Consider the following 26,129-nt stretch of genomic DNA (forward strand, 5'->3'; position numbering starts at 1 on the left):
TGCATATCGTGTTTCATCGTATCAAGGTGCTCTCGGCCTCGAGGAGGAGGAGCGAAGGCATGGACAAGCTCAACAGGCGCAATGTGTTGCGGGCAGGTGGAGCGTTAGGCGCGATCGGTGCGCTGAGCTTGGCGACCCCCGCCCAAGCACGTCCACTGTGGACATGGTCGGCAAGGGGTTCGGTCGCCGGCACCGGAGCGGGCCTCGATCCCCGGTGGGTGTGGGACGAGGAGGCCGACCCACTGGTCGCTTCACTGCTCGACCGCGGTGACGTGCCGAAGGTGAACGAGTTGCTGCGGACGTGGACGAAGAACAGCCAGCCGCTGCCGGACGGCCTGCCGACCGACCTGCGCGACTTCATGGAGCACGCCCGCCGGATGCCGTCGTGGGCAGACCAGGAAAAGCTCGCCACCGCGGTGGAGTTCAACGAGAAGCGTGGCCTCTACCTCGGTGTGCTGTACGGGCTCGCCAGCGGCATGATGAGCACGGTCATCCCCAAGGAAGCGCGTGCGGTCTACTACTCGCAAGGCGGCGCGGACATGAAGGACCGCATCTCCAAGACCGCCAAACTGGGCTACGACATCGGGTCACGCAACGCCTACGAACCCGATGGCGAGATGATCGTGACCTGCGTCAAGACCCGGCTGGTGCACGCTGCGGTGCGTCACCTGCTGCCGCAGTCGCAGTACTGGCAGGGCGCCGCCGACGAGGAGATCCCGATCAGCCAGGCCGACATGATGGTCACCTGGCACAGCCTGCCGACGACCGTCATGCAGAAGCTGACAGCGTGGGAGGTACCGATCCCGGACGCGGAATCCGAGGCGTTCCTGCACTCCTGGCAACTCGGCGCGCACATGCTCGGAATCAAGGACGAGTACATCCCCGCGTCGTGGAGCGAGGCCAACTCCCAGGCCAAACAGGTCCTCGACCCGATACTGGCGCCGACACCCGAGGGCATCAAGCTCGCCGACATCCTGCTCAGCCTCGGCGCGGAAGTCGACGGCGGCATCCTCAGCAAGCCGATCCTCGGCTCGTTCACGCGTTTCATGCTCGGCGACGAGATCGCCGGATGGCTTCAGATCCCCAGGGAGCCGCTCTGGGACACGCTGCTCAACACGTTCTGGGGGCCGTTCATCCTGGCCCGCGAGGGTCTGCTCCCCTTCCCCGGGGCGAAGGAGACCTACTGGTTGTTCGAGGAGTTCATCCGCCAGGCCGCCCTGATCTACCTGTCCGAAGCACGCCCGATCAGCATCGAGATCCCGCAGACCAACCGCCCGTCCTGAGCACCGCCGCGGCTACCGAATTCGGGCCCGGAATCCGGTGGGTTCCGGGCCCGAGCGGCCTCCGGTCGCCGTTCGCGTTGCGGGCATTGACCCTTTCGACGTTCGGGCATAGCTTCTCACCCGCATTCAGATACGTAGATACTCTTCTCGTATTTGTGTTTCAGCAAGTTCGCATGACGGAACTCAGCAGACGCAAGTTGCTGAACTCGGGCGAAGCCCCTGGGGCGCCGTGCCCACCGCCGTCAGCAGGCAAGCTCAAGGGCAGCCAACCGGCGCCGGTCGGCCAGAATGTCGATCTCGGCGATCAACCCGTCCACCACCGTGAACGCCAACACCGCAGCCGGCCGACCACCGATCATCGAGACGATCCCCGGGCCGCCGTTGACAACCGCGAACCGCGCCGCGAGCCCGGCCGCCCGGTACGAAGCCGCCTGCCCGGCGACCTCGGCCGCGCCCCGCACAAGCTTCGAGCCCGCCCCACCGGTGTCCACCCGAAGCACGGCATCAGGATGCAGCAGGGCAACCAGACCCGCGAAGTCACCGCCACGCGCGGCCGCCCACCACGCGTCCACAATCTGGCGCTGCCGGGCGCGGTCCGGTTGCCCTGCGGTCGCCGCACCCTGCACCCGCCGCCGGGCGCGGCTGGCGAGCTGACGAGCCGCGGCCGGAGTGCGGCCCACCATCGGGGCGATATCGTCGAACGGCACCGCGAACATGTCGTGCAGCACGAACGCGAGCCGCTCCGCCGGGTCGAGCGTTTCCAGCACCACCAGCAGCGCGAGGCTCACGGTGTCGGCAAGGACGCCATGTTCCTCGGGATCGCCCTCGCCCGACTGCACGACCGGGTCGGGTACCCGCACGTCCAGCGGGTCCTCCCGCCTGCTCGCCCGCGAGCGCAACATGTTGAGGCACTGCCGCGAGACGATCGTGGTGAGCCACCCGCCGACGTTGTCGACGTCGTCACCGCGGGCACGCGAAACCCGCAGCCAGGCTTCCTGCACCGCGTCATCGGCCTCGGCGAACGAACCGAGCATCCGGTAGGCCAGCGCCCTCAGCCGGGGTCGGTGTTCCTCGAACCGTGCTGCCCAGAATTCCTCGTCCTGCACTGTCACATCCTCTCTTCGTGGCGGGTCACCTGCATGACCCGCCCGAACGGGCAGGCGTGACAGCGGGAGGAAAGATGCAAGCTCGAATGACCAACCCCGTGATGGTGGTGCCGGACGCGATGAAGGCGCTACACGCACTGAGCAAGGCCGCTCAGTCGAGCACACTCGCGGAGACGACCCATCAGCTCATCCATCTTCGGGTGAGCCAGATCAACGGCTGCAGCCTCTGCGTCGACATGCACGCCAGAGAACTGCGAGACGCTGGAGAGAAGGCCGAGCGGATCTGGGGAGTGGGGGCTTGGCGAGAATCGCCCTACTTCAGCGAAGCCGAACGTGCGGCGCTGGCGCTGGCCGAGTGCGTGACCCGCCTCGCGGATCGGCCCGACCCCGTGCCCGACTCGGTGTGGGACGACGCAGCCGCACACTACGACGAGCAGCAGTTGTCTTCGCTGCTGCTGTCGATCGCGGCGATCAACGTCTGGAACCGGCTCAATGCCGCGACCCGGCAGCCTGCGGGCTCCGCCTGGTGAATCCGGCGCAACCTCGGCGCTGAGCGGCCGCGGCGTCGAACTCGGCAGGGTAAACGCTGGAGTTCGACGCCGCTGGGGCCCCAATTGCGGCCCGCCGCATGAGGGCGCCCCCGCGCTCGCGGAAACCTTGACACACGCTGTCGGGGTTTGGCGTGAGCATGATTTCGCCGGCTCCGGCAGTGGATCCGGACCCGCGAAACCATGACAGACGGGATTTCCATGTACGAAACACCGGATGAACTGCGCGAGCTCCAAGCGCTCCTTGATACCTCGCTTTCCCGCTCCACCTCTCACCTGCGGTCGATAATCAGCGCCGAGCGCACTCTGACCGCGCAGCAACTCACCCAGGTTCTCACCGGAATGTGCACTCTGGCCCTGTCCACGGTCACAGCGAAAGGGCAGCCGCGGATCAGCGGCGCGGACGGGCATTTCCTCCACGGAATGTGGCATTTCGGCACGGCGCGTTCGGCGGCCAAAGCCCGCCACCTCGCCGCTCGACCTGCCGCCAGCGTCGCGCACCTGCGTGGTGATGATCTGGGCGTATTCACGCACGGCACGGTGGAGGTCCTGAACCCTCCCGGCCGCGCACCGTCCGAAAGCTGGCTGGAAACGCTGCGACACCTGAAAAGCTGGTACGGCGAGGACTTCTTCGACTGGGACAGCGACGTGGTCTACTACCGGCTGCGCCCGCACTGGATGACCGTCTACGCCCCCGACCTCGCCAAGCTCACCACGCCATAACGGGACGAAACTCGTTCGAGCCGCCGAGAACGGCCTTGCCACTCGTTTCGGCCACCCACTGCCGCAGTCGGCCCACACCGACGCCCGAAGTGCGGGCCGCGACGGGCCCGCAGAGGGGCGCGCCGTACTGCGGCCGTCGCGGCGGAGACAGTGCTTGGCTGCCGCCGGCCGCATCCGACCGGCAGTTCGGTGCGGCGGTCGAATTCCCTTTCAGCAGGTTATGCGGGGGTCGTTTCGACATTGGCCTGCCAGGTCCCACTCCGCGGGCAAGGCCGACCGCAACGTTGGGCGGAATCGGTGTCGGCCGCCGTGACCCTTGATGTACGGTGCTGATCAACTGAGTTGAACGCTGGGGCAGTGAGCGACCGTTACATGGAGGTCCCACCTAGTGCTTACCTGTTCGTGGAGGTCCAGGGTGGTACTGGGAAACGCTGCGCTCGCGGGTCCTTGTGTCTTCCGGCGCCGCTTGTCGGCGGGCGATTCCCGAGTGGATGTGGAGGAACAACTGCATGACTGCCGCAGTTGCTGATCATGCGAGGCCACCAGGCCCCTCGGCCCCCGAGTCTGGACCCGGTCACCAGGGGCGGCGGCCCGGTATGGCTTCGGTGGTCGGCGGGCTCGCTGTCGTCGCCGTGGCCGGGGGTTTGCTGGGCGGAGGCTTGGCCACGCTGCCGTCCACGGCGGCTGCCGTACTGAGCACGCTCGCCGTGCTCGTGATGGGAGGCGGTGGCTGGTGGGTTTGGTGGAGGATAACCGTGGCCGTGAACCTGCTCGAGGAGGAGATCGAGCGGGAGCGTTCTGCGCGTGAGCACGCGCAGAACCATGCGGCACAGGTCGTCAGTACCGCCAACGATCGAATTCAACAGGCGACCTGGCGAGCAGCCCAGGTGGAGCGGGGCGCACTGCTGGGGGCCGGCCTGCGCAGTCTGACCGCCCGGGTTCGCATGTTGCTGCGTCTGGCGATTCACCGGCTGGACGACCTCGAGCGTCAGATCACCGACCCGGAGCTGCTCAGGAGCGCGTTCGCGGTCGACCATGCGATCACGCGAGCATGGCATGACACCAACTGCATCGCGATCCTGGGCGGCGAGGTGCTCCAGCGGCGGGCGCCCGAGCCGGTCCACATCAACTCGGTGCTGAGGAGCGCTTCCAGTCCGTGCGAGCACTACCGCAAGGTCGTGGTCGTCCCTCCGCGCACCGACCACTACGTGGTGGGATACGTCGCTGAAGAGATCCAACTTGTGTTGACCGAGTTGCTGAAGAACGCCAGCTTCGTGACGCCCGAGCCGCACCAGGTAAGGGTGACGGCAGAGGAGGTGCCTGCCGGAGTGGCGCTCCAGGTCCAAAGTCCCGGGCTGTCCATGACGGACGAGCAGATACGTGAAGAGAACCGGATCCTGCGCTCGGCAACGGAGGAGGACCTCCGTGATCGGCTCGGTCGCGGGTCGTTCGGGCACGCGGTGGTCCACACGATCGCCAAGCGGCGGCAGCTCGCGGTGCAGTTGCGACCGAACATTTTCGGTGGCGTGGACGCGATCGTGGTGGTGCCGTCTGCGCTGCTGGCCTCGCCTCCGGCCGAACTCGCCGAGCTGCGATCCGCCTCCACCGATACGGGACCGGTATCGCAAGGTCAGGAGCGGGTGACTGCCGGCCGTACCGACCAGGAGAGGACATTGCCTGCTCCCAACCAATCTCTGCCGCCCGACAACAGCGGCGCAGCGGAGCATGCTGGTGGCCAACACACAGCCGACGATCCGTCGGCGCCGTTGCCCCAGCGTCGGCCTGCGGCCGAGGCCGACCAGGCGCAGCCAACCTCCACGGCCGGAGACCTGGCGACACCCCCGCCGCTGCCGCAACGTACCGGGTCGTACCTACCGGCCGAGCTCTCGGCTGGTTCTCGCTCCCCGGGCAAACCGCAGCCTCATCCAGGCATCGTCACAGCGATGATGCGTCGAGAACCCACACGTGAAGCTGGACAGCTGGGAACGCCTTCCGCGCTGTCCGGAATGGAAGAAGAGGAACGCTCATGACGGCCAGCCTGACAAGCCTCCTGCGTGACACCATCCTCGCGACCGTTCCCCGGACTCGCTCAGTGTTGTTGTTGTCCTCGGATGGGATCAAGAAGGCTTGGGCCGGGGTCGAGACAGATACCGCTGATCAGATCGCGGCGGCGGTGAGCGGTCTACACGGTATGTCCGCGGCGGTGGGAGAGACGTGTGGCGGGAACCGGACCGTCCACCAGATGATGACCGAGGTCGGCGAGATCGTATTGTTGATCATGGGCGCCGCCGAAGGCTCACTGCTGGCTGTACTCGCCGATCGTGACGTCGATGCGGACATGCTCACATACCACATGGTTGATCTGCGCGGCAAGATCCAGACGCATCTGGAGACGCCACTGCGACAGACGGCGGCGTTGGTGTCGTCGACTCCGGAGGACGGGCGGTATGAGCGACGATGAAAGCGGTGGGATCGAAGGTATCGATCAGCCGCGACCATACTGCATTACGCAAGGCCGCACACAGCCGTGTGCTGACCTGGAGCTGATGACGCACGTGTGCGCGATCGGCGGCAACCAGAACGACCGAAGTGAGTTTCGGATGGAATACGCCGAGGCACTTCGATGGTGCCAGTTGCCCACATCGGTCGCTGAGATCGCCTCGCGCATGCGGCAACCGGCGAGCGCTGTCAAGGTCGTGATCGCTGATCTTGTGGTGCTCGGTAAGGTGCGTGTGGCCGCACCGAAGCATGCCCCCCCTTCCCTCGACGTGCTTGAGCGAGTCCTTGATGGTCTTACACGACTGCAGTACACCTGAGTTCCCCGAACAGCTCAAAGTGATCGTCGCGGGCGGCTTCGGTGCCGGCAAGACCACCTTTGTGGGCGCGGTCAGCGAGATTGAACCGTTGACCACTGAGGAGAGGTTGACGGTGGCCAGTGTCGGCACCGACGATCTGGCTGGTGTCGAAACCAAACAGTGCACCACGGTCGCGATGGACTTCGGTCGACGAACGTTCGCCGAGAACACCGTGCTGTACCTGTTCGGCACACCGGGGCAGAGCCGGTTCTGGTTCCTGTGGGACGAGCTTTGCCACGGAGCGACCGGCGCTGTGGTGCTGGTGGACACCCGTCGGCTGCAGGACAGTTTCCCTGTCGTCGAGTTCTTCGAGAAACGCCGGATACCGTTCGTCGTCGCCGTCAACCTGTTCGACGGGGCATATCGGTATCCAGCCAGTGAGGTCCAGCGGGCCCTGGGGCTGGGGCATGAGATTCCGGTGGTGAGGTGCGACGCGCGCCGGGGACCGGATGCCCGTGACGTCCTGGTCGCGCTGATCCGTCACATCCTGCACCAGCTGCACCCGCTAAGCAGATGAGATCGTAGTGAGATCGGGAGAAACACGGCATGGACTTTTTCGACGTGACCACCGACCGCAGGCGTGACCGGCCGACGAAGGGCGACCGGGCAGGTGTGATGGGTCGGCTCCAAGCTCTGGGACTTGGCAAGTTCGCCATCGCGGGATTTGATCAGTGCGCCGCGACGCTGGCGAAAACGCTGTCCTACCCCTACGGAATGGTCAACTTGATCACCGACGAGCAGTATTTCGCCGGGCTCTACACGCCTGGGATGGGTGACAGCGGTGAGGTGGGGCAGGTGCGGGCGATCGCCACTCACGGGCCCAGCGTCGAGCGCACGATGCGGCTCGATCACGGGTTCTGCCCCCACACTGTGGAGCGACGCACTCCGTTCCCCCTGGGAGACGTGCGCGACTTCACCAGGTTCCGAAGCAATCCCGTCGTGGACATGCTCGGGATCCAGTCCTACCTCGGCGCCCCGCTGATCGACTCGACGAACACCGTGGTGGGCACGGTGTGCGTGATCGACACACAGCCGCACCATCTCACCAAGGACGACGTCGCGGTGATCGAGTCCGTGGCCGACAAGCTGGTCCGGGTGATCACGGCAGCCAACGCGGACACCGCTGCGATCGACTCCGGTGCCAGCGAGCTGGCCAGGGCGCTCAGCCAGTCCGAGGTTCGATGGGCTCGTTGACCATCTCCGCGCTGCGCATCAGGTGGTCGCGGTGAGTGACCGAAAACGGCGGGTTCGTGTTGGTGCCAAGTGCCCGTTCGGCCAGCCGAATGCGCTGGACGTCCGACGTGCCGCCGGGCGGGCCGATATGCCAGGCATCGCGTAGATACCGGGTGAGTGGGCGATCCGCCATGAGCCCGTGTGCGGCGTGCACGTCCATCGCACGCCGCAGCGTGTCCAAGGAGGTTTCGTAGTTGACCAGTTTGGCGTTGATCAGATCGTGGTCACAGGGCCGACCTTGGTCGAGCATGCTCACCGCGTTGTAGAGGACTGTCCGCGCGGTCATCAGGTTGGACTGCATGTGACCGATCTGTTGAATCACCGTGGGGAGGGCACTGAGCCGGTCACCGTAGCGTCTGTGCTGGTTGGCGAATCGGACGGTGTCCTCCACGATGGCGGTGTGGATTCCCAGCGAGACAGGAGCGAGATTGGGACGGCCGTAGAGAATGCTCGAGGAATGGGCGACGGCGAGGCCGTCGCCCTCCTGGCCGAGCCTGTTCTCGACAGGAATGCGGCAGTTGTCGAACACGAGCTCGCCGAAGCTGAAACCGTGCAGCCCGAGTGTCGGCTGCTGCGGCGCGAGGTGGAGTCCTTTCCGGTCGGCTTCGACAAGGAATGCGGTGAGCCCACCGGATCCCTCCCCGGTGCGGGCTACGACGCCGTGAAGGTCGCCGACGTGGGAGTTCCCGATGAAGACCTTTGATCCGTTGAGTACGTAGTGGTCGCCGTCGCGGTATGCGCTGGTGGTCATCCCGAGTACGTGGCTGCCTGCGTCGGCTTCGGTGACGACGATGGTCGGCAGGCACCGGCCGGCGGCGATTTCCGGTAGCCATCGCTGCTTCTGGGTCTCGTTGCCGAAGTGGATGATCTTCGCGACACCCAGCTGCGAGGCTTGCACCATGGCGCCCATGGCGCCGCACACGCGCGCCAGCTCTTCGATGATGATGGTCTTGGCGAGGTGGCCGAGGGCGAGTCCGCCGTATCGCCGCTCGATGGTGACGCCGATCCAGCCCTGCTCGGCGATCATCCGTGACAGCTTGCGGTGCACTGTGCCCGGTTGCTCCAGCTCGTCGATCCGGGGACGTATTTCGCTCTCGGCAAACTGACGGACCTGCTCGCGTAGTGCATCGTGCGTCGGAGTCGTGTTCCACGCGCCAAGGTAGGGGTGGAGGTCGATAGTGGTGGGTGTGGCCTGCATGAATAGGCTGTCGTCCGGCACAGTGCCCCTCCGCTTTCGTCGCGGCCAGCGAGCGATAGGCATGATCCACTGTCCCACACGCCATCGCAGACGATCTACCACCGAGCCGGTGATCGGTTACCTCACAGCCTGTCGCGACAGCGGCTCCAAAGCAGACGCGCGCCCCGTTGGAAACTGCGCGCCGGATGAGGGCCGAGCGAGTTTCCGCATGTGTGGGACGTGCCGGGTGAGCGTGGCGCCGCGGAACGCCTGCGTCCGATGCGACGTAGCGCGGTGTGCTGTGGAGGGTCGATTTGGATTGTCGCGCACCTCGGACGGGCTGCCGGTTCCTGGCGCGGGCAGGCTACAGCCAGGTCGACGGCAACGTGTCCTGAAAGCGCACAGTGCACGCGTGGCGAAGGTGACGCAGCTTCGCGAACCGCCGGGCATCGTGGCCGATCTCGTGAGATTCGCACCCACTGTGGCTCCACCGTTGTGAAGCCCTCACGACCGCGGCATCGAAAGCCCAGTTCACGTGGTGGGCCGCCTGGGACTCGAACCCAGAACCTATGGATTAAAAGCCTGCGGGTTCAGTCGTTCTGGCCTGGAAGATGCATCCTGCGCAGGGCTTCTACCTGCGGCTTTGGCGACGCCAAGGTCATGTTTGCGGTTGCTAACGACCAGATTGGGCTCCGTTGTGTCTCCGTTCTTCCTGCTGTGCTCAAGCGGGCCCGAGACGCGGGGTGACCTGGGGTTTTGCCTCGTTCGTGCACGAGTTCGATGGTTGGAATTGCCGTCTGACCGAACGGACGAAGGCAGGCGTGCGGAGGTTGGCGGGTGCACACGAATGTCGTGCCGCTGGGTGAGCGCATTCTGCGGTCCGTTCTAGATCACGTGGTCGCGAATGGCGATGCGGCGGAGACGAGCTACCTCGAAGGCAAGAGCGCCGTGGGCATCACGTCGAAGCCGGGGCCGGCGAATGTGGCCAAATTTCTCCTGGCCTGCGCGAACCGGCTGCTCGAGGATGCGGCACGGCACTTCAAGGGCTATGCCGTGCTCGTGATCGGCGCAACAGGGCGAGGTGGGTCGCCGTCGCTCGCGGCTCGGATCGCCACGAGCTCACGGCGCGGCTGTGCCCGTACCCAGGTGCGACGTTTGCCGGCTTCGAGTTCAGCCGGGTCGATGGAGGGCGACCAGGCGTGGGCGGACTGCGTCTTCATCCTCACTCCCAGCGGGCCAACACTAGCTAGCTAGCCGGGGGATGTTGCGAGCGTGGCACAAGTGGAAATGCGTTCTTTGGGCGAACAAAGAAGACTTTGTGACGCGCGCGTGTGATGGCCACTCGTATCACGCGACGTTGCTGTATGATACGTTTCTCATCCCAGTCGGGATCGATGAGCTTCGGCGTATGTACGCCCTCGGCGATGATGACCCCGTCAAACTCTTTGCCTTTTGACTTATGCATATTCATCAACGTGACGGCTCGCGGTTCCGCCGGACGGCCGTCGACAAGCTCGTCCGCGAGGACGCGCCGCACGATCTCCGTGGCGCCGGGGTAGGAGCTTTGGCCGTCCCAGGCGTCGGCCAAGCCCCATGCCAGCGCATCGGTGGCGTGCAGCAACCGGAGCATGCGGGCCTTGTCGAATATCTCGCTCAGTTCGGTTGATCCGCGCAAGCGGGCGCGTGCGAGCTGCCAGTCTGTGACTGGATTTCCAGTGAGCTGGATCCCGTTGTCGACTTCCACTATTACTGACTTGCCGGTCTTCGTGCGAGGGGTCTTGCCGTCGCTGAAGGCTTGAATTGCGTTGTTGGTGGCCTTTATCGAGGATCGGGCTGTCTTTGCTTGCTTGTCCGTGAATTTGACACGATAGAAGTCCGCGATCCTTCGGAGAGTGGTGGTGATGGCCTCGTCTCGTGGGAGCGTTGGCCACTCGAGGATGCTCGCCACGACGTAGCCTGCAGCCGCCGCGAGAACGGGGTCCCAGACCAACTCGTGGTCGACGGCCGGCAGTTGGGTTCCGTTGACGGTTTGCTCAGCGGATACTGCTTCGGAGATACCGGCAACGAAAGCACTGGATGGTCCGAGGACGACGATCGTGGGCTCTCGTCCGAGTTGTTTGGCCAGCAAGGCTTGGAGGTGAACTATCACATGGTGGGTGACGACCTCGGGAGTATGCGGGAAGCTGTAGCGGACGTACTGGACGGATGCTGGCTGTTCAGCGGGGCTGTTGCGGAGGACGGCGTTGCCGTAGTCGAGGATGCCGTTGCCCGCGCTGCGGTGGTTGTCGCCGGCGAGGTCGAACGGCGTGGGCCGTAGAGCTGTGACGGCGTGTTGCAGGCGTTCTTCGTCAACGCCTTTGACGAAGCCTTCGTAGATGCGTTGGTCTGGGTCAGCCAGGCAGATCACGGTGGACGTGTCGGCGAGGGCCTGGATGACGCGCCATTGGTCGACGTTGGTGTCTTGGAACTCGTCGACGATCACCAGCGGATAGCGGTCGCTGTAGAGGGCTCGCAGAGCGGGACTGCGTTCGAGGAGGGTGGCTGTCGTGGCGGCGAGCTGATCGAAGACGAAGATGCCACGGCTGGCCAGTTTGATGGTCTCGGTGTCCCAGTCGCCCTCGTGGTCGGCTTGGCGTTGCCGTTCGCCGTCGGGGGCCAGGAACACTGCGGAGGTGCCGGTGAGCATGTGGCCGTGGGAGCGGACGAAGTCGAGGAAGAACGCGTGAAAGGTGCGGACCTCCAAGTGGGGGCGGATGGCCAGGGGCAGGTGCTCGCCGACGCGGTCGGAGATCTGCCGCACGGCGGCGCGGGAGAACGACAGGAAGATGACGTGCTGCTCGGCTGCCAGCGTCTCCAGCGTTCGGGCGGCTTTGAGCAGAGCGATCGTAGTTTTCCCGCTTCCTGGACCACCTTGGATGAGCAGGTGGCCGGACGCTGCGAGGATCTGCTTGCGGGTGTCGTCGAGCTGCATCACGCGTCGCCAAGATCGTTGGACTGGGGTGCGTCTTCCGGTGGCGGCGGGTTTTCGGCGTGCGGGAGCGGGGACAGGTGCTGGTGGATGTCGAGCAGAAGGGTCACCAGGGTCGTTGGCAATTCACCGCGGCTGCACTCGGCGATGAGCAGTGGCGCGAACGACTCGGTGCCTTTTCTCTTCTTCAGGACCTCTCGCGCGAGATCACGAGCTTGCTCGTCGCTCGCCTGCTCGGGGAGTTGGCCGCATTGGGCGGGGTAATCGCTGCGTGTGGAGACCGAGGTGAGGAAGTTGCGTTGGACGGCCGGCGGGATCTCGGTGACGAGGAGGTCTTCAATCCCTGGATAGCCGACGTCAATGTGGATGGCGAACGACTGGGTGTTGGTGTCCTGCTCGGGTGTCAACGGCGTGTTCGGAGTGTCGTGTACTCCGAACACCGTCTTGCCCATAGCGGAGAAGATCGGTCCGTAGTGTGGGACATTCGTATCGCTGCCGGCGTTGAACAGGCTCAGACCTGCGACATCGGGGTGTTGGTAGGTAGTGGCGGGGTCGGCGTCGAGGGCGTCGGCGATCGCGAGAAGGGTCACGACTTCGGTGGCACCTTCGACGACGAGAACGCCGCGGGCGAGTACGGCCTCGGCGAACTGACGCCGTTCCTGGCGGTACCGCTTCGGCTTGAGTTCGTTACCGAGTTCGATCGGTTTGCTCGTCAGCACTCCGTCGTCGTCGCGTTTGAGCACTACGATCTGGCTAGGGTCAAACCGCTCGATCACGTAGGGCGAGTGGGAGGTGACGATGGCCTGCCCCATGGTGCCGGTGACGAAATCGACGAGGCGTCGCTGCGTATGTGGGGGCAGGGCGATCTCGGGCTCCTCCATGGCGAAGATGACCGAATCCGGCCCGCGAAGGTCGGCGATATAGGTCAGCAGCGCGAACACCAGGACGTTGAGCGCACCGGTCGACAGGCGATTGAAGGGCACAGGATACGTGCCAGGCTGGGTGGCGATGAACATGCGCAACACTTCGCGTAAGTGTTCACGGGTCAGGTCCGAGGGACGTACACCGATCGCGCTGTCGCTGGCGGGCATCGACAGGAAGTTTCGGACACGAGACAGCACCGCGGCGCGGATCTCGGAGAACGCTGATGTACTCTCGGCCAAGTCGATCTCCCCCAGCGCATCGAGTGCGCTGGTCCACAATGACCCAGTCCGGTCCGATTCCAGCCGGACGATGGTGTCGATCAGCGAGCCGCGTCCGAAGCTCAACGCGCGGTTGCCGGTGCGATTTGGCCGCAGATATAGGAATCCGCAGTAACGTTTGTCGTCTCGCCGGAACGGCGAGAGTGCACCGCCGAGATCGTCTTCGGCATAGTCGCCTTCGGGGCGGCGAGGATGCGCGAAGAAGGTACCACCTTCGAAGTCGTCGTCGGCGGCGTTGAACCGCCCGAGGAACACCACGGGCAGGCACCACTCGCCTTCGACCAGGTCGACCGCGTCCTCGGCCGCAGGCGGGGCGAAGTCGTTGTTGTCGCTGGACCAGGGCCGCAGATGACCGCGGAAGCGACGGCGCGCCTCCTCTGAGAGGTCGGTGAGCACGACCTCGATGCGCACCTCTGTCGGCTCGGTGGAATCGTCGGCTGCTCGGTAGTGGGTTCGGTGGAAGTCGTACTCGTCGATGACGGGCCGGCGATAGAGCCTTTCCAAACCCAAGACAAGCTCGAGGGCTTCGCACACCGTGGATTTCCCCGCCGCGTTCCCGCCCACCAGTAGGCTATGCGAGTCCAGCAGGACATTACCGCTACTGATGCCGCGGAAGTTGCTGATCGATACTCGTCGTACCCTCACTGGTCCCCTTCCCACTACATCGAGTAAGGCACCCAACCAGGTAGGGGCGCATATTCAGGTATCGGTGCGCTGAGCAGGATGTTTCGACGAAACCCGTATCGAATCCAGATCGTAACTCTCTGCCATCACCCTTCGGGCTAATCAGCGACGGAGGGGCTAGCGTGCGTTCTTGGTCTCGGGACAGCTGGCCGGGGAGCTGTCCCGGAGCCCTCGAATTTGACCCGCGTGACCTTCCTGGGCTGCCCGAGGATGCGGCCCGGCATTTCAACGGCTACGCCGTGCTGTTAATCGACGCGGAGCACTAACAAGGGTGATCACGCCGCCGCCCACAAGATCGCTGACACTCCCACTTTCAGTCCAACCCCTGGGGACCACTTCAGAGAGGCGTGGGGGATGTAGTAACGACTGGGTAGCACAGTCAGCCTTCCCAGAGCGAACTCGCACGCTGGGCGCGGTCGCGCACCGAGGACAGCAGGGCGGTGGCGACCCCGGTGCGGCGGTGGTCCGGGTGGGTGATGACGTCCTGGATGTAGACGTCGTCGGGGCGGTCTTGGCTACGTAAGGCGATGACCGTGCCCATGATCTGGTTACCGTCCGTAGCGATGGGGCAGGTGTTGGAGAACAGGTTGACATAGAGCCAGTAGTCCGAGGCAGTACGGGGGCGGACGTAGGGCGCGCCCTGTTCCATGAGTTCGAGGATTGCCGGGATGTCATCTTGCCGTAGAGGGACGATGTTCATGACTGCCTTTCGGTGTGGCGGGCGATTCGACGATGCGGACGGCCGCGGTGGCCGGGTCGGTGGCGTCGGCGACGCCGCGATCGACGATAAGGATGTCCCCGTCGGGGCTGGCGAAGGCCGCGTGGTCGGTGCTGCTGAATCCGCTGCGACCGCGACGGGTAGGTGAGTCCAGGCGCGGAGTTCGCGGGCGGCATCGAGAGCGGCGGTGTTGCCGATGCCGAGATCGATGTCGGTAGTGATCGTGAAACCGTCGACGCCTGCGCGCTCCATGTCCGCTACCCAGCGATGGGTGGTGGCGGCAGGCACGTCGAGCAGGATCGGGACGCCGAGCCGCTGGCCGGCATCGACAGCTGCGGTCACGCTGGCGGTGCTGGCTGGTCCGATGGTCCGGTCAGTCTGCGGTGTAGTCCTCGATGTCGCAGTGGTCGAGGTTTCCTTGCTGCAGAACGGCGAGCCCACGGTCGGAGACGACAAGCTGGCCGACAACGGTGGTGCCGAGGTCATCCACGCCGGCCGTTCCGGTGACGAAGAGCCAGCGGATGCCAGGGATGGTGGCGCGTTCGTCGTCGGGAGCGTCCTCGGAGATGGTTACCTCGACATCCCGCAGTTCGTATTGGTCGAGCTCGCTTTCCTGGAGGGATGCCGCGAGCGTTTCCGAGACGAAGTAGCACGGGTACGCCTCGATCAGGTCATCGCTGAGCCAGCCATCGAGATGCAGGTGCGCATGCGTGACCCGTGGTGGGTGGACCGATGTGTCCATTACTACGCGCTCGCCAAGCTCACCAGGTGCGGCGGGTTCCAGGGAGTAGTAGGGCATCAGCGTCACCTTACCGGCGGGTTGAAGCGGCCGCCGTACTTGTTGTCTATATGTGTAGCGAAGTCCAGGAGGTCTTTCGTGGACGCATTGGGGTTGTTCCTATAGAATCTATTCCATTCTTTGCGTATCTCACTCAGGTGTAGCGTTGGGTTCTGGTCTTTAGGAATTCCGCGCAGGTTTTCGTAGGAATGCATTTCTGCCGCGGTGATTCCGGCATCAGGGTAGTTACGTCTTGCTTGTTGTTCGACGGCGTGGTGGACGATGACCTTGCCTTCGAGTTCGGGGTGCCTTTCGAAGAAGGTCTTGCGGTAGTTGGTGTGCGTGGCGTGGCCGAACTTGGCGGGTGTGTGACCGGCGGCTTTGGCGATGTCGGTGGCTCTGTCGACGGCCTTCCCTCCCGTGGCTGCCCAGCCAGCGAAGGGGATGGCGGCGGCACCGGAGATGGCGGCTTCGGCGTACCGGCCTTGTCCGGCGTACCAGGCGGCGTTGACACCGTCGGCGAGTTCGCCGATGCCCGGTACGAGTCCGGCGATGTCGAGGGCGCCGTGCCCGAGTTTGCTGAGGGTGGTTTCCTCTTCAGCCGGGGTGATGTCGCGCAGGGCTTGGGCTGTTTCTTCGGCGACCTGTTTCAGTTGTTGACGTGCCCGGTTCAGGGTGTCGCGAGCGGCCTGCCGGGTCGATTCGCCGGGATCGGAGAAGGGTTCGACGGTGATGCAGGTCGGGTCTCCAGCCGCGGCGTTGGCCTGGTTCTGCCGGGTGGCGTCGGCGACGGCTTGATCGTGTGCGGCCCGCGCACTGGCGGTTTGCCGCTGAGCCTGTTTCCACAGCTCGATGGCCTCGCGGGCTTGCGCTTGCGCCCATCGCAGAGTTCCTGCGTAGAGGCTGAGGACCTCGCCGGCGTAGGTCAGTGCGTCGCCAGCTTCATACCATTTGGTTGGTTCATAGGAAAATTCGTCTCGGAAGGCGTTGGCCGCCGGCCCTGTCCATGCCCCGGTGTCGATGGCGCGGAGCGCGACCGCAGCGTTGACAGCTTGTTTGCCCCGGGCATTGAGGATGTTGACGTTCTTATCGATCGCGTTGGGGTCGCCCTGAATCAGTGCGCGCGGGTTCTCGGTCTCGCCGAGTTCAGCCATCGGCGACATCCACGGCCGGGTCGTCGGGCAGCGCACCCTTGGCATCATGCTCGGCCTCGCGGTAAGCCTGGGCTGAGGCCTTCAACGCTTGGCCGATCTCTTCGGCGTCGTCGACGAGATCGTCGATCCGGTCGCTCCACCGGACGCACACGTCCATCAGCGCATTCCGCAACGCCTCATCACCGTACATTTCCGGCTCGCCAGTCAAACCGCGCAATTCGAAGTTGTCCTGTTCCTCGACGGCTTTCTGAATCGCGGTTCCGGCTTGCTCAAGTGCGTCGACATCGACGTGATAACCCGGTCCGTCCACGTCGTCCCCCTGTAGTTGTCCGTGAGGGCAGGGTAGCTACCCGCGCGATGTCGGGGTCGAGCCTTATAGCCGCACTGGTGCTACGAAGGTCAGCTGGGCACGTCAACGTGGTGGAGCGATACGGCCGACGGCTTTGGGGATCTCGTGTCTGTCGTGAGGTCGGTGATCAGCATGCGGATTCGCTTCCGTGAGGCCACGTGTAGGGACGCTGTTCGAGTACAGCTGCGCCAGGTCTTGGGGACATAGGGGCCACACGGTGGCCAGGCGGTGCCATGTCTGGCGCGTCGGTCGCGGCCGCGTATACCGTCACGAACGGTGCATCGGCTTGCGCATGGGGTGATCGAAAATGGGTCATGGCGACGCGCGTCGGTATCCGCCGAATAGGCGGTTGACCTGGGAACGGCTGCAGCGTGGCTGGAGTCGGGAGGAACTGGTCACGCAGGTCACGGCGAGTATGCGCGCTCACGGCGACGGCGAGTCAGGACTGACCGCGCATACGGTGCGCCGGTGGGAGTCCGGGCAGCGGTGGCCGGAGCCTCGTTTCCGTAAACACCTGGTGTTGCTGTTCGGTTTGCCCGCCAGCGAACTCGGACTGCTGACGGCGGAGGAGTTGGAGAACCAGCCCTGTGGGGCGGCGGTGGTGGACTCGGCGGCCAGGGACAACGCGCTGGGTGCGATGGTCAGCGCGGAGCTGAGGAGGTTGTTGATGAGCGATGGTGCTGGCTTCGGCCGCCAGCAGTTTCTCCGGGCGGCGCTCGCCGCAGGCCTGTCCCCCTTCCTTGCCTCGGTCACGGTCGATCGGGCGGACGCGGCGTGGCACAACCCCGGGTCTACGCGTGATCCCCGCGCGGTCGAGGCCTACGAGAGTGTCACGGCCTCGCAACGCAGCCTGTACTGGCGCACACCGGCGGACACCATGTGGGACGCGACGCGCGGACATCTTCGTCTCGGTCTCACTCTTCTGGGGCAAGCCACCATCCACCAAGACGGCGGCGCGGACCCTCTCGCCCGTGCCGTCGCGGAAACCGCGCTGTTGGCCGCGCGGATCGCGTTCTTCGACCTCGGTAGCCCCGCGGTCGCGACGCGGTGCTTCGAGCAGGCCGAATCCGCGGTGGAACACGCCGGTGATCACCGGCTGGCGGCCGCGATCGCCGCGCACCGCGCGTTCGTCCCCGGCTTCGCGGGCGACGCCGTCGCGGCACAGCGGCACCTCGACGTCGCCCAGGCGCACGCCCGATTCGGCGCCGGTCCGAACCTGAGCGCGTGGATTCACTGCGTCACCGCCGAGGTCCACGCCCGCACGGGCCAAGGCTCCACGGCCCGGGACCGGATTCGCCAAGCCCAGCACGCGCTGGGCACCAACGGCACGGACCCGGACTGGCTGGATTTCTTCAGCCCCGCTCGGCTGGCCGCGTTCGCCGGCAACGCCGAGCTCCTCGCCGGACGACGCGAGGCTGCCGCACGCTGGCTCGACCAATCTCTCGCGGATCTGGACCCGCAGGCGGACAAGCAACGCGCGGTCGTGCTGCTCGACCTCGCCGCGGCGCACGCCCCCACCGATGCCGATCACGCCGTGACGCTGGCACACCAAGCCTGCGACATGCTCGACGATCACCCCTACAGCGCCGCCGTCGAACGAATCCCGGCGGTGCACCGGGCACTGGCCGGCACGCCTGCGGGCGTCGAGCTGGTCGACCGGACTCGCGCACTATGTCTACCCAGCGTGGCCGCCGAAAGGTGACTACACCGCGCCGCGGGCAGCCTCGTTGTGCTCTGCGACGAGGCTAGCCAGCGACAGGAGACTGTCGAGCTGGAACAGACACGACGCCTCGACATCCGTCCCGAGAATCGCGGTGGCCACCTCGTCGCGAAGGATGTGGCCCCACGGCCCTCGCCGGATCACCGCAGTCTTGATCCCCAGCTCCACAGCGGGCCGGATGTCGTTATCGAGCCGGTCCCCGACATACAAGATGTGTTCGGCCCGGACACCGGCCTCAACGATGAGACGCTGAAAGAACGCCGGCGACGGTTTCGAGGCGTTCCAGCTATCGGATGTGCCGAGCACGTCGATCGGCAACTGGAGCGCACGCAGGATCCCCTCCGCGCGTGCCGTTTGGTTTCCCGCGACGCCCACCACCAGACCTTGCTCCCGCAGCTTGCCCAAGCACGGGCGCACGTCGTTGTAGAGGTCGGTTTCGTCGAAGGTTTCGGGCTGGCCAGCCTCGGCGCGGGTTCGGCGTGCCGTCTCGAGGTCGAACCCGGGCTGGAACACCTGAAAGGCCTCGCGGTAGTCCAAACCCCGCGCGATCACGGCACCGAACACCGCCGAGAACGTGTGCCGGGGCACCCCCAGCCAGTCGGCCCACGTGCCGTACTCGGTGGTCTCGTCCACCAGCACTTCCCCCACGTCGAAGAACACCGCACGAATGGTCATGAGCCCAACCCTAGGCACTCTGTGACGCGCGGATGACACGCCCGTGGCTACCCCCTGGCCACTGGTTTCCACCAGCGGTGCTTGATGAACTAAGCACGTTGATGTTCACAACCACGAGGAACGCCGCCGACATGACACCCGCCACGCTCCGGTGCGGCGCCCCGACGCACGGTGGGGTCCCGAGAGTCCCCGCCTTACCCCGGCCCGCCCGGGGCCCCACCGTGTTCCCACCTCCACCCCACCGTGTCGTCCACTTCAAGGTTCCACACGTGACACCTCGGCAGGGCCGCGAATCTCCGCGTGGCCGCGAGGCGGGCTGACGTGACCGGCCACAGTGGGGACGAGACTCACGAGCAGGTACGACGGCTGGTGGCCCTCGGCTGCTCGTTCATCGGCTCCCCCACCCAGGGCATCCTTCTGCGCTGCTACGACACCTCCGACGCGGTCGACACTCTCAAGATCCCCGCCACCGGTGACTGCCTCGCCTGGCGCACCCGCATCGATCACCGTGGAGAGCACGTAACGTGGCGACGCCACGGTTCCCTCAACGAGTGCGTTCACGCGCTGTTGGAGCTGCCGGAACCCGAGCCCCACACGCGTTCGGGTGCCTCAACAGAGCGACCATCATGAACGCGCCGCTCGGTCATGACACTCTGCCGACGGGCGCTGCCCGAGGTGGCGTGTGCGGTCCGTTCGGCGCGCGTGCTGGCCACCGCCGGTGTGCTGATTACGCCTACCCGCCAACCGACACACGACGTTCCCGTGTACGACACCGATGACACCGCCGGTGGTACACGGCATGCAGCACGCCACGGCCACCCCGCCACAGACGGGCATGTCAGCACGCATTGTCGTCACCCGCGCGGCGGGTCTCGTCGGCAAGGACCTGGTTCGACGCCTCGCCACCGACGACGTGGAGTCGTATGGTCTGGACCGGCTTGACGGAGCCGGTATCCGGCCACGCGGCATGGTTTGGTGGAGGCACTTGGCCATCTGGTTTTACCTTCCAGCACATTGGGTCGGGGTACACGTGACAGTCGACCACCAGGGAGTGAGGAGATGGCAACCCAATCGTCCAGCCCGTTGGCCGACTGCCGTCACGCCGCTGGCTACACGCAGGAGTTCTTCGCCGACAAGCTGGGTGTCGACCGAACCACCGTCGGACGCTGGGAACGCGGTGTGCAATCTCCTCAACCGTGGCAACGTCCCGACCTCGCGAAAGTGCTGGCCATCAGCCTAGATCATCTCGACGATCTACTCCGGCGAACGAAACGGCATTCAAACACGCCATCCAGGCTCAAGTCGTTCCTGACGTCAGGTCCTTCGTTGTCCCCGCCTCTCGCTGGCGCGCAGTGCGGCCAGTCGGGACTGGTCGACGTGTTCTCCGAGGATGACGCCGTGCACGCTGCTATCCCGCGCCTGCGGCGTGCGCTCGCCAGCATCGACCTCCCCGACGATGGACCGACTCGTTCCTTCGCCGAACTCGCGGCCGAGGTTTCAGGAATGATCGAGCAACGCCTGCAGGCGCGCTATGTGGAGATGGCCTGGCGTTTACCCGGCCTGATCTCCGAGTTGGCGCGTGCACACGCCGATACCCATCACAGTGCGCGCGAGGCCGCCATGCTGCTGACGCTCGCATTCCGAGCGGCCGATGGTGTGGCCTTCAAGTTCGGCTACCTCGACCTGTCCGCCCGCATCATCGACCTGATGCGAGTGTCTGCCCTGGCAGCCGAGGACCCGCTGCTGGTGGCCGCTGTCGCTTACGTGCGCATCGAGACCTTCTTCGCGACGGGCGATCTGGCGTCCGCTTCGCGACTGCTGATGGCTGCCGCCGACGAGCTATCAGCCGACCTTGGCGTGTCGGCTTCCTCAGCTGCGGCTTACGGCGCCCTGCATATGCGAGCCGCCGTTGTCGCTGGCCGCGCTGGCAAGCCGGACGCGGCGATCACCTCGGCGAGGCCCATCGAGCTGCCCGCCAGGTGCCTGAAGGCGTCTACTTCGGCACGGCCTTCGGACCCGCATCGGTCCGTATCCACGAGCTCGCGGTCGCCGTCGAGATTGGCGACAGCCCAGCGGCGGTGGAGCGAGCAGCAGCCTGGCGTCCACCCGACCATCTCCCGGCCGAACGACGCTCGCACTACTACATCGACCTCGCTCGGGCCCAGCTTCGCCTCGGCCACCATGAGGACGCCCAGCTTGGCCTGGAAGCCGCCCGCCGGATTGCCCCGCAGCACGTCCGCGAACACCCCCAGGTTCGGCAGACGCTGTCGGCTCTGCTGCGAACCCACAAGTCACCCGACGACCGCCTGCTGCAGCTGGCCGCCTGGGCTCGCGCGTGTTGACCGCTACCGGGCTATCGATCAAGCAGAAGTGTGGGTAGCTCGGCAAGCGAGTCGATCACCCAATCGGCGTTCTCCCTGACCACGGGGTCGTCGGCCCAGAGATACCCCCACGGGCCACGCCGGATCAACGCGACGCGGAGACCGGTCGCCTTGGCAGGCAGCACGTCGTTGTCACGGTGATCACCGACATACACGATCTGATCAGCCCGACCGGGCGCGACGTCAACCACGCGCTCGAAGAAACCGGGGTTCGGCTTCGCCACACCCCATTCGCCAGACGTGCCGACGTAATCCACGGGCAAATTTAATGCCCGCAACAGCTCGCCAGCCCGCGGAGTCTGGTTGCCTGCGACACCCACCCACAAGCCTGAAGCGCGGAGGACCGCCAAACTGGGCCGCACATCCGGGTACAGATCGCTGTCGTCGATCTGCTCTCCACACCCGGCCTCCTCCCGCAACTGCCGCTCACGAACCAGGTCAAAGCCAGGGCGAAAATACTCGAACGTCTCGACATTGTCCCGGCCCGCCGCCGTCACAGCACCGAGCACAGTCGAGAAGGTATGCGGAGACACCCCCATCCAGTCGGCCCACGCACGCCACTCGCGTGAATCGTCCAGCAGCGTCTCACCCACGTCGAACACCACCGCGCTGACCATGCCCCCATGACATCAGAACGGTCGGCTGCGCCGGTTGACCGCCCTCGGCCCGCGCATCAAAACCGACATCAACAGGACCGAGGGCAGGGTCACCCGCAGACGCTGTCGTAGGTGAACACGAATCTGCTGTGAATCTTCTCGAAAACAGGGCGGCCAGGTGTCGCCGGATCCTGAAAACTGACCCCCTGTGGTACTCCGAAAGTTGACCCCCTCCTAGATCTTGGAGGGTGCTGAAGTTGGAGGATTGGGCTGAGATCCGCCGCTTGTATCGGGCGGAGGGTGTGCCGATCAAGGAGATCGCGCGGCGGCTGGGGGTGGCGCGTAACACGGTGCGGGCGGCGCTGCGGTCGGACGGGCCGCCGAAGTACCAACGGGCGCGCCGTGGTTCGGTGGCCGACGCGTACGAGCCGCAGATTCGTGCGCTGTTGCGGGAGTGGCCGAGGATGCCGACGCCGGTGATCTCGCAGCGGATCGGCTGGCCGTACTCGGAAGGGCCGTTGAAGAAGCTGCTGGCACGCATCCGCCCGGAGTACGTGGGTATCGATCCGGTGGACCGGGTGACCTACCAGCCGGGCCTGCTGACCCAGTGCGATCTACTTATCCGCGAACCGGCCACTGGTCACGTGGTCTGGAACGATGGCTTGCTGCTCGTAGACCCCTGAGTGCGATTGGGCCAGTAGTCCTCACCACAGGCCGTGGGCGGTCGGGCAGCAGCCTGCGGCGGCCGGATTCCGGTGTGTCTTCCGGGGTCCGGCCGCCGCGACCGGGTGGAATGTTCGTGGTTCGAGCCGCCCGCACGATCCGACGCCTCGTCATTCGCGAGTTTCGAGTTCTGACGTAGACCGGCGCCGTGCTGGTGCGCTGGGATCGCGAACAGCTCATCGGAGGCAAGCCCGTGAGGCTCGTAAGTAGGTCGCTGCGCGTTCTCGCCTGGATTTCGGACCAACCGAACAACACCTGATGTGGAGGGACGGATTGAACCGGTACTGTGGGATCGACTGGGCCGAGGGCCATCACGACATCGCGGTCATCGATAACGAGGGCACGCTGCTATGCAAGAAGCGGATCGGCGACGACCCTGGCGGTCTGACCGAGCTGATCCAACTGCTCGCCGGTGTCGGAGACACGGACGAGGACCCGATTCCCGTCGCAATCGAAACACCACGGGGCCTGTTGGTCGCTGCGCTACGCGCGACGGGTCGGCCCGTTTTCGCGATCAACCCGATGGCCGTGGCTCGCTACCGCGAACGCTACACCGTCGCTCGCGCCAAGTCCGACCACGCTGACGCCATGACCTTGGCGAACATCCTGCGCGTCGATGCACACCTGCACCGCCGTCTTCCGGCCGACAGTGAGCTCGCCCAGGCCGTCGCGGTGCTCGCTCGCGCACAGCAAGACGCGGTCTGGCGGCGCATCAGGGCCGGCAACGAACTGCGATCGTTGCTGCGCGAGTACTACCCCGCGATGCTTGACGCCTTCGCAGCCAAGTCCGCTACCAACCTCGCCAAGCCCGAGGCGCGAGCGGTGCTTGCCATCGCCCCGACGCCGGCTCAGGCCATGAAGGTAACCAAGGCACGAGTGGCAGCGGCATTGCGTCGGGCGGGCCGTCGCCGGGGCGTCGAGCAGCTCGCCGCCACGATCGTCGACAAGCTGCGGAAGCCTGGCCTGCGGCAACCGGCTCTGGTGGAGAAGGCGATGGGGCGCCAGGCATTGGTCTTGCTCGCGATGCTCGATACCGCCTGCACCGGCGCCAACGACCTGGAGCAGGCCTCGGCCGAAGAGTTCCGCAAACACCCGGACCACGCCATCATCACAAGCTTCCCTGGTCTGGCCGATCTCACCGGAGCCCGCATTCTCGCCGAACTCGGCGATGACCGCACCCGATTCGGCGACGCCCGTGCGTTGAAGGCCTACGCCGGATCCGCTCCGGTCACCCGGGCGTCCGGCAAGGCCATTGCGATTACGCACAGACGCGTCAAGAACGACCGACTCGCTGCGGTCGGCTGGGTTTGGGGCACCACCCTCGTCGTTCTCCCGGGACCTGCGCAACAGCACTACCGACGCCGACGGGACCACGGCGACGCACACGCACCCGCGGTCCGTCACCTGTTCAATAAGATACTGGGCCAGCTCTACCACTGCCTACAGACCGACCAGACCTACGACCCAATCAAGGCCTTCGGGCATCCAGACAGCGCACCGCGTGAACCCATAGCCACTTGACAAATAGCCAAATCGGAGGTCTGTGGTTTCCCGCCGGTCGACGTTCCGCTCGGGTTCGGGCAGGTCGGGCGGCCGCCGGTGCTGGTCGTGGTGTCGGGCTACTCGCGGGTGATCACCGCGCGGATGCTTCCGTCACGACAGAGCCCGGACCTGCTGGCCGGGCACTGGGCGCTGATCAGCGGCTGGGGCCGAGTGCCTCGGGCGCTGGTGTGGGACAACGAGTCCGGGGTCGGGTAGTGGCGGGCGGGTCGGCCGCAGCTGACCGAGGCGATGAACGCCTTCCGTGGGACGCTCGGCATCAAGGTCATCCAGTGCCGTCCGGCCGATCCGGAGGCCAAGGGCCTGGTCGAGCGGGCCAACGGCTATCTGGAGACCTCGTTCCTTCCCGGCCGCAGCTTCACCGGTCCGGCGGACTTCAACGCCCAGCTCGCCGAATGGTTGGTCCGCGCCAACCAGCGCCAGCACCGCCGGCTCGGCTGCCGCCCGATCGAGCGGTGGGAAGCGGACACGGCCGCGATGCTTGAGTTGCCGCCGGTCGCTCCGGTGACCGGGTGGCGGTTGACCACCCGGCTGCCGCGCGATCATTACGTGCGGGTCGACTCCAACGACTACTCGGTGCACCCGACCGCGGTCGGCCGCCGGGTCGAGATCGTCGCTGATCTCGCGCAGGTGGTCGTGACCTTGCAGGGCAACGAGGTGGCCCGGCACGAGCGCTGCTGGGCCGATCACCAGAGCATCACCGACCCGCCACACGCGGCCGCGACCAGCGAGCTGCGGCAGGCACGCCGCCTGGTCGCGGTCCCGGCCATCGACACCGATGTCGAGCACCGCAGCCTGGCCAACTACGACCGCATGTTCGACCTCGACAACGAGGCCCTGCCCGGCAGCGAGGAGATCGCCTGATGGCCGCCAAGAGCACGAACACGCGGCTCGGTTCCCGTTCTTGCTGATCACAGGTTGACTGCGGTCGGTGTGTCGTCGCCTGGACGTGGTGAAGCCCCTGGTGGCAGAGCTTTCGACCAAGATCGTTCCGCCAGAGCCAGGGGCTTCAAGGTGTTGTTCTATCGTGTCGCGCTGCCGTTGTCATCTCGGACCCTGAGGTTCGTGTCCGGGCTGATCCGTGTGCACCGCAAGGAGTTGGGCTCGGTGTGGCCCAAGCTCGACCCGGGCCAGCAGGCAAACACGCCAGGCACGGGGTGAACCTGCAGGTCATCGCCTCGCCCGACGGCGACTCCTCTGGGTCTCGGGCGATTTGCCCGGCAGCACCCACGACACCACGGCCGCACGGATCTGGAACATCCTCACCGCGCTCCGCGACGCCGGGCTGATCGCCCTCGGCGACAAGGGCTACCACGGCTACGACCGGACCGGGCAGCAGGTGATGACCCCGTACAAGGGCCGGAACAAGCCCGCATCGCAAAAAGACGCCAACCGAGCCCACACCCGCCTCCGCGGCCCCGGCGAACGCGCCCACGCCCAACTCAAGACCTGGCGCATCCTCCGCAAACCCCGCTGCTGCCCACGCCGCACAGAACGCATCGCCAAAGCCATCCACGTCCTACAGAACTACGAGGTCACCGCAGGATGAAAGCGCCGTGACCTGGCCCGCCCCTTGGTCTGCGTCGGCTTGGGGCCTGCTGAACCCCGCTACACATGGAGCAGCCGCGCTTCTCCCGGCCTCGCCCCGGCTCTGGCCACGCGAAAATGGCGGGCTGGTGCGCTCGCTGTCCGTCCA

General features: G+C 65.7%; 25 protein-coding genes and 2 pseudogenes. 17 read left to right on the forward strand and 10 right to left on the reverse strand.

Going from position 1 to position 26,129, the window contains the following annotated elements; translation table 11 throughout:
• Nucleotides 1–59: 59 nt before the first annotated feature.
• Nucleotides 60–1,283, forward strand: a complete 1,224-nt coding sequence (locus tag SACMADRAFT_RS25630; RefSeq protein WP_009156773.1) for an oxygenase MpaB family protein — start codon at nt 60–62, stop codon at nt 1,281–1,283.
• 242 nt (nt 1,284–1,525) lie between these two features.
• On the opposite strand, the gene SACMADRAFT_RS25635 is transcribed toward SACMADRAFT_RS25630, so the two are convergent.
• Nucleotides 1,526–2,389: a sigma-70 family RNA polymerase sigma factor gene (locus tag SACMADRAFT_RS25635; RefSeq protein ID WP_009156774.1), complete on the reverse strand. Its 864-nt coding sequence runs from the start codon at nt 2,387–2,389 to the stop codon at nt 1,526–1,528.
• 74 nt (nt 2,390–2,463) lie between these two features.
• Between SACMADRAFT_RS25635 and SACMADRAFT_RS25640 the strand changes: the two genes are divergently transcribed.
• From SACMADRAFT_RS25640 to SACMADRAFT_RS25670, 7 genes are all read left to right on the forward strand, one after another.
• Complete coding sequence (locus tag SACMADRAFT_RS25640; RefSeq protein WP_009156775.1) at nt 2,464–2,919, forward strand: carboxymuconolactone decarboxylase family protein; 456 nt, start codon at nt 2,464–2,466, stop codon at nt 2,917–2,919.
• Between the two features lie 219 nt (nt 2,920–3,138).
• Nucleotides 3,139–3,660: a pyridoxamine 5'-phosphate oxidase family protein gene (locus SACMADRAFT_RS25645; protein WP_009156776.1), complete on the forward strand. Its 522-nt coding sequence runs from the start codon at nt 3,139–3,141 to the stop codon at nt 3,658–3,660.
• Nucleotides 3,661–4,421: 761 nt separating this feature from the next.
• The gene (locus SACMADRAFT_RS25650; RefSeq protein WP_157617307.1) at nt 4,422–5,690 is read left to right on the forward strand and encodes a histidine kinase; all 1,269 of its coding nucleotides are present in this window, start codon (nt 4,422–4,424) and stop codon (nt 5,688–5,690) included.
• Entirely contained in the window at nt 5,687–6,121 is a 435-nt protein-coding gene (locus SACMADRAFT_RS25655; protein ID WP_009156778.1) for a roadblock/LC7 domain-containing protein, read from the forward strand. Before SACMADRAFT_RS25650 ends, SACMADRAFT_RS25655 begins: the two co-directional genes overlap by 4 nt.
• Nucleotides 6,108–6,476 (forward strand): DUF742 domain-containing protein, encoded by a 369-nt coding sequence (locus SACMADRAFT_RS29430; RefSeq protein ID WP_009156779.1) that lies wholly within the window; start codon nt 6,108–6,110, stop codon nt 6,474–6,476. The genes SACMADRAFT_RS25655 and SACMADRAFT_RS29430 overlap by 14 nt, the downstream gene beginning before the upstream one ends.
• Entirely contained in the window at nt 6,448–7,032 is a 585-nt protein-coding gene (locus SACMADRAFT_RS25665) for a GTP-binding protein (protein WP_009156780.1), read from the forward strand. The genes SACMADRAFT_RS29430 and SACMADRAFT_RS25665 overlap by 29 nt, the downstream gene beginning before the upstream one ends.
• Nucleotides 7,033–7,061: 29 nt before the next feature.
• The gene (locus SACMADRAFT_RS25670; protein ID WP_009156781.1) at nt 7,062–7,709 is read left to right on the forward strand and encodes a GAF domain-containing protein; all 648 of its coding nucleotides are present in this window, start codon (nt 7,062–7,064) and stop codon (nt 7,707–7,709) included.
• Here the strand turns inward: SACMADRAFT_RS25670 and SACMADRAFT_RS25675 are convergent.
• Complete coding sequence (locus SACMADRAFT_RS25675) at nt 7,678–8,946, reverse strand: acyl-CoA dehydrogenase family protein (protein ID WP_050998268.1); 1,269 nt, start codon at nt 8,944–8,946, stop codon at nt 7,678–7,680. The genes SACMADRAFT_RS25670 and SACMADRAFT_RS25675 overlap by 32 nt on opposite strands.
• Nucleotides 8,947–9,762: 816 nt before the next feature.
• Here SACMADRAFT_RS25675 and SACMADRAFT_RS25680 point away from each other — a divergent pair.
• Nucleotides 9,763–10,179 carry a hypothetical protein gene (locus tag SACMADRAFT_RS25680; RefSeq protein ID WP_009156783.1) on the forward strand — a complete coding sequence of 139 codons (417 nt, stop codon included), beginning with the start codon at nt 9,763–9,765 and terminating at the stop codon, nt 10,177–10,179.
• Here the strand turns inward: SACMADRAFT_RS25680 and SACMADRAFT_RS25685 are convergent.
• The 6 genes from SACMADRAFT_RS25685 to SACMADRAFT_RS25710 form a co-directional block, all read right to left on the reverse strand.
• Nucleotides 10,172–11,896, reverse strand: coding sequence for a UvrD-helicase domain-containing protein (locus tag SACMADRAFT_RS25685; RefSeq protein WP_009156784.1), 1,725 nt, complete (start codon nt 11,894–11,896; stop codon nt 10,172–10,174). The genes SACMADRAFT_RS25680 and SACMADRAFT_RS25685 overlap by 8 nt on opposite strands.
• A complete protein-coding gene (locus tag SACMADRAFT_RS25690) occupies nt 11,896–13,755 on the reverse strand; it encodes an ATP-dependent nuclease (protein ID WP_332307182.1) in 1,860 nt (619 codons plus the stop codon). Before SACMADRAFT_RS25690 ends, SACMADRAFT_RS25685 begins: the two co-directional genes overlap by 1 nt.
• Nucleotides 13,756–14,158: 403 nt before the next feature.
• The gene (locus tag SACMADRAFT_RS31070) at nt 14,159–14,839 is read right to left on the reverse strand and encodes a GNAT family N-acetyltransferase (protein ID WP_232285473.1); all 681 of its coding nucleotides are present in this window, start codon (nt 14,837–14,839) and stop codon (nt 14,159–14,161) included.
• Between the two features lie 31 nt (nt 14,840–14,870).
• The gene (locus SACMADRAFT_RS25700) at nt 14,871–15,296 is read right to left on the reverse strand and encodes a hypothetical protein (RefSeq protein WP_009156786.1); all 426 of its coding nucleotides are present in this window, start codon (nt 15,294–15,296) and stop codon (nt 14,871–14,873) included.
• Between the two features lie 5 nt (nt 15,297–15,301).
• Nucleotides 15,302–16,429 carry a putative T7SS-secreted protein gene (locus tag SACMADRAFT_RS28725; RefSeq protein WP_157617308.1) on the reverse strand — a complete coding sequence of 376 codons (1,128 nt, stop codon included), beginning with the start codon at nt 16,427–16,429 and terminating at the stop codon, nt 15,302–15,304.
• On the reverse strand, nt 16,422–16,739 hold the full coding sequence (locus SACMADRAFT_RS25710) for a WXG100 family type VII secretion target (RefSeq protein WP_009156788.1): 318 nt from the start codon (nt 16,737–16,739) through the stop codon (nt 16,422–16,424). Before SACMADRAFT_RS25710 ends, SACMADRAFT_RS28725 begins: the two co-directional genes overlap by 8 nt.
• Nucleotides 16,740–17,127: 388 nt before the next feature.
• Here SACMADRAFT_RS25710 and SACMADRAFT_RS25715 point away from each other — a divergent pair, with 388 nt between their 5' ends.
• On the forward strand, nt 17,128–18,480 hold the full coding sequence (locus tag SACMADRAFT_RS25715) for a helix-turn-helix domain-containing protein (RefSeq protein ID WP_050998272.1): 1,353 nt from the start codon (nt 17,128–17,130) through the stop codon (nt 18,478–18,480).
• Here the strand turns inward: SACMADRAFT_RS25715 and SACMADRAFT_RS25720 are convergent, their stop codons facing one another.
• A complete protein-coding gene (locus SACMADRAFT_RS25720; protein WP_009156790.1) occupies nt 18,481–19,173 on the reverse strand; it encodes an HAD family hydrolase in 693 nt (230 codons plus the stop codon). It lies immediately after the preceding gene.
• Nucleotides 19,174–19,494: 321 nt separating this feature from the next.
• Here SACMADRAFT_RS25720 and SACMADRAFT_RS25725 point away from each other — a divergent pair, with 321 nt between their 5' ends.
• Both SACMADRAFT_RS25725 and SACMADRAFT_RS29435 read left to right on the forward strand, forming a co-directional pair.
• Nucleotides 19,495–19,803: a hypothetical protein gene (locus tag SACMADRAFT_RS25725; RefSeq protein WP_009156791.1), complete on the forward strand. Its 309-nt coding sequence runs from the start codon at nt 19,495–19,497 to the stop codon at nt 19,801–19,803.
• A 429-nt stretch (nt 19,804–20,232) separates the two neighbouring features.
• Nucleotides 20,233–21,594, forward strand: a complete 1,362-nt coding sequence (locus SACMADRAFT_RS29435; protein ID WP_009156792.1) for a helix-turn-helix transcriptional regulator — start codon at nt 20,233–20,235, stop codon at nt 21,592–21,594.
• Here SACMADRAFT_RS29435 and SACMADRAFT_RS25735 read toward each other — a convergent pair.
• Nucleotides 21,527–22,171 carry an HAD family hydrolase gene (locus SACMADRAFT_RS25735; RefSeq protein ID WP_009156793.1) on the reverse strand — a complete coding sequence of 215 codons (645 nt, stop codon included), beginning with the start codon at nt 22,169–22,171 and terminating at the stop codon, nt 21,527–21,529. The two genes, SACMADRAFT_RS29435 and SACMADRAFT_RS25735, sit on opposite strands and share 68 nt — an antisense overlap.
• 227 nt (nt 22,172–22,398) lie before the next feature.
• Between SACMADRAFT_RS25735 and SACMADRAFT_RS25740 the strand changes: the two are divergent.
• From SACMADRAFT_RS25740 to SACMADRAFT_RS29440, 5 genes and pseudogenes are all read left to right on the forward strand, one after another.
• Nucleotides 22,399–22,782: pseudogene (locus tag SACMADRAFT_RS25740) on the forward strand (helix-turn-helix domain-containing protein); the annotation flags it as partial.
• A 349-nt stretch (nt 22,783–23,131) separates the two neighbouring features.
• The gene (locus SACMADRAFT_RS25745; protein ID WP_040925900.1) at nt 23,132–24,394 is read left to right on the forward strand and encodes an IS110 family RNA-guided transposase; all 1,263 of its coding nucleotides are present in this window, start codon (nt 23,132–23,134) and stop codon (nt 24,392–24,394) included.
• 78 nt (nt 24,395–24,472) lie between these two features.
• Complete coding sequence (locus tag SACMADRAFT_RS31075; protein ID WP_232285474.1) at nt 24,473–24,631, forward strand: hypothetical protein; 159 nt, start codon at nt 24,473–24,475, stop codon at nt 24,629–24,631.
• A 33-nt stretch (nt 24,632–24,664) separates the two neighbouring features.
• On the forward strand, nt 24,665–25,297 hold the full coding sequence (locus SACMADRAFT_RS25750; protein ID WP_232285475.1) for a Mu transposase domain-containing protein: 633 nt from the start codon (nt 24,665–24,667) through the stop codon (nt 25,295–25,297).
• 150 nt (nt 25,298–25,447) lie between these two features.
• Nucleotides 25,448–25,982 (forward strand): annotated as a pseudogene (locus SACMADRAFT_RS29440) (transposase family protein).
• Nucleotides 25,983–26,129 lie beyond the last annotated feature (147 nt).

Source organism: Saccharomonospora marina XMU15, from assembly GCF_000244955.1.
Taxonomy (GTDB): Bacteria; Actinomycetota; Actinomycetes; order Mycobacteriales; family Pseudonocardiaceae; genus Saccharomonospora_A; species Saccharomonospora_A marina.

Excerpts from the sequence above, each read along its gene's own strand:
- SACMADRAFT_RS25630 (WP_009156773.1), top strand. The coding sequence starts at position 60 with ATGGACAAGCTCAACAGGCGCAATGTGTTGCGGGCAGGTGGAGCGTTA.
- SACMADRAFT_RS25640 (WP_009156775.1), top strand. The coding sequence starts at position 2,464 with ATGCAAGCTCGAATGACCAACCCCGTGATGGTGGTGCCGGACGCGATG.
- SACMADRAFT_RS25645 (WP_009156776.1), top strand. The coding sequence starts at position 3,139 with ATGTACGAAACACCGGATGAACTGCGCGAGCTCCAAGCGCTCCTTGAT.
- SACMADRAFT_RS25655 (WP_009156778.1), top strand. The coding sequence starts at position 5,687 with ATGACGGCCAGCCTGACAAGCCTCCTGCGTGACACCATCCTCGCGACC.
- SACMADRAFT_RS29430 (WP_009156779.1), top strand. The coding sequence starts at position 6,108 with ATGAGCGACGATGAAAGCGGTGGGATCGAAGGTATCGATCAGCCGCGA.
- SACMADRAFT_RS25665 (WP_009156780.1), top strand. The coding sequence starts at position 6,448 with ATGGTCTTACACGACTGCAGTACACCTGAGTTCCCCGAACAGCTCAAA.
- SACMADRAFT_RS25670 (WP_009156781.1), top strand. The coding sequence starts at position 7,062 with ATGGACTTTTTCGACGTGACCACCGACCGCAGGCGTGACCGGCCGACG.
- SACMADRAFT_RS25675 (WP_050998268.1), bottom strand. The coding sequence starts at position 8,946 with ATGCAGGCCACACCCACCACTATCGACCTCCACCCCTACCTTGGCGCG.
- SACMADRAFT_RS25685 (WP_009156784.1), bottom strand. The coding sequence starts at position 11,896 with ATGCAGCTCGACGACACCCGCAAGCAGATCCTCGCAGCGTCCGGCCAC.
- SACMADRAFT_RS25700 (WP_009156786.1), bottom strand. The coding sequence starts at position 15,296 with ATGCCCTACTACTCCCTGGAACCCGCCGCACCTGGTGAGCTTGGCGAG.
- SACMADRAFT_RS28725 (WP_157617308.1), bottom strand. The coding sequence starts at position 16,429 with ATGGCTGAACTCGGCGAGACCGAGAACCCGCGCGCACTGATTCAGGGC.
- SACMADRAFT_RS25720 (WP_009156790.1), bottom strand. The coding sequence starts at position 19,173 with ATGACCATTCGTGCGGTGTTCTTCGACGTGGGGGAAGTGCTGGTGGAC.
- SACMADRAFT_RS29435 (WP_009156792.1), top strand. The coding sequence starts at position 20,233 with ATGGCAACCCAATCGTCCAGCCCGTTGGCCGACTGCCGTCACGCCGCT.
- SACMADRAFT_RS25735 (WP_009156793.1), bottom strand. The coding sequence starts at position 22,171 with ATGGTCAGCGCGGTGGTGTTCGACGTGGGTGAGACGCTGCTGGACGAT.
- SACMADRAFT_RS25745 (WP_040925900.1), top strand. The coding sequence starts at position 23,132 with ATGTGGAGGGACGGATTGAACCGGTACTGTGGGATCGACTGGGCCGAG.
- SACMADRAFT_RS25750 (WP_232285475.1), top strand. The coding sequence starts at position 24,665 with ATGAACGCCTTCCGTGGGACGCTCGGCATCAAGGTCATCCAGTGCCGT.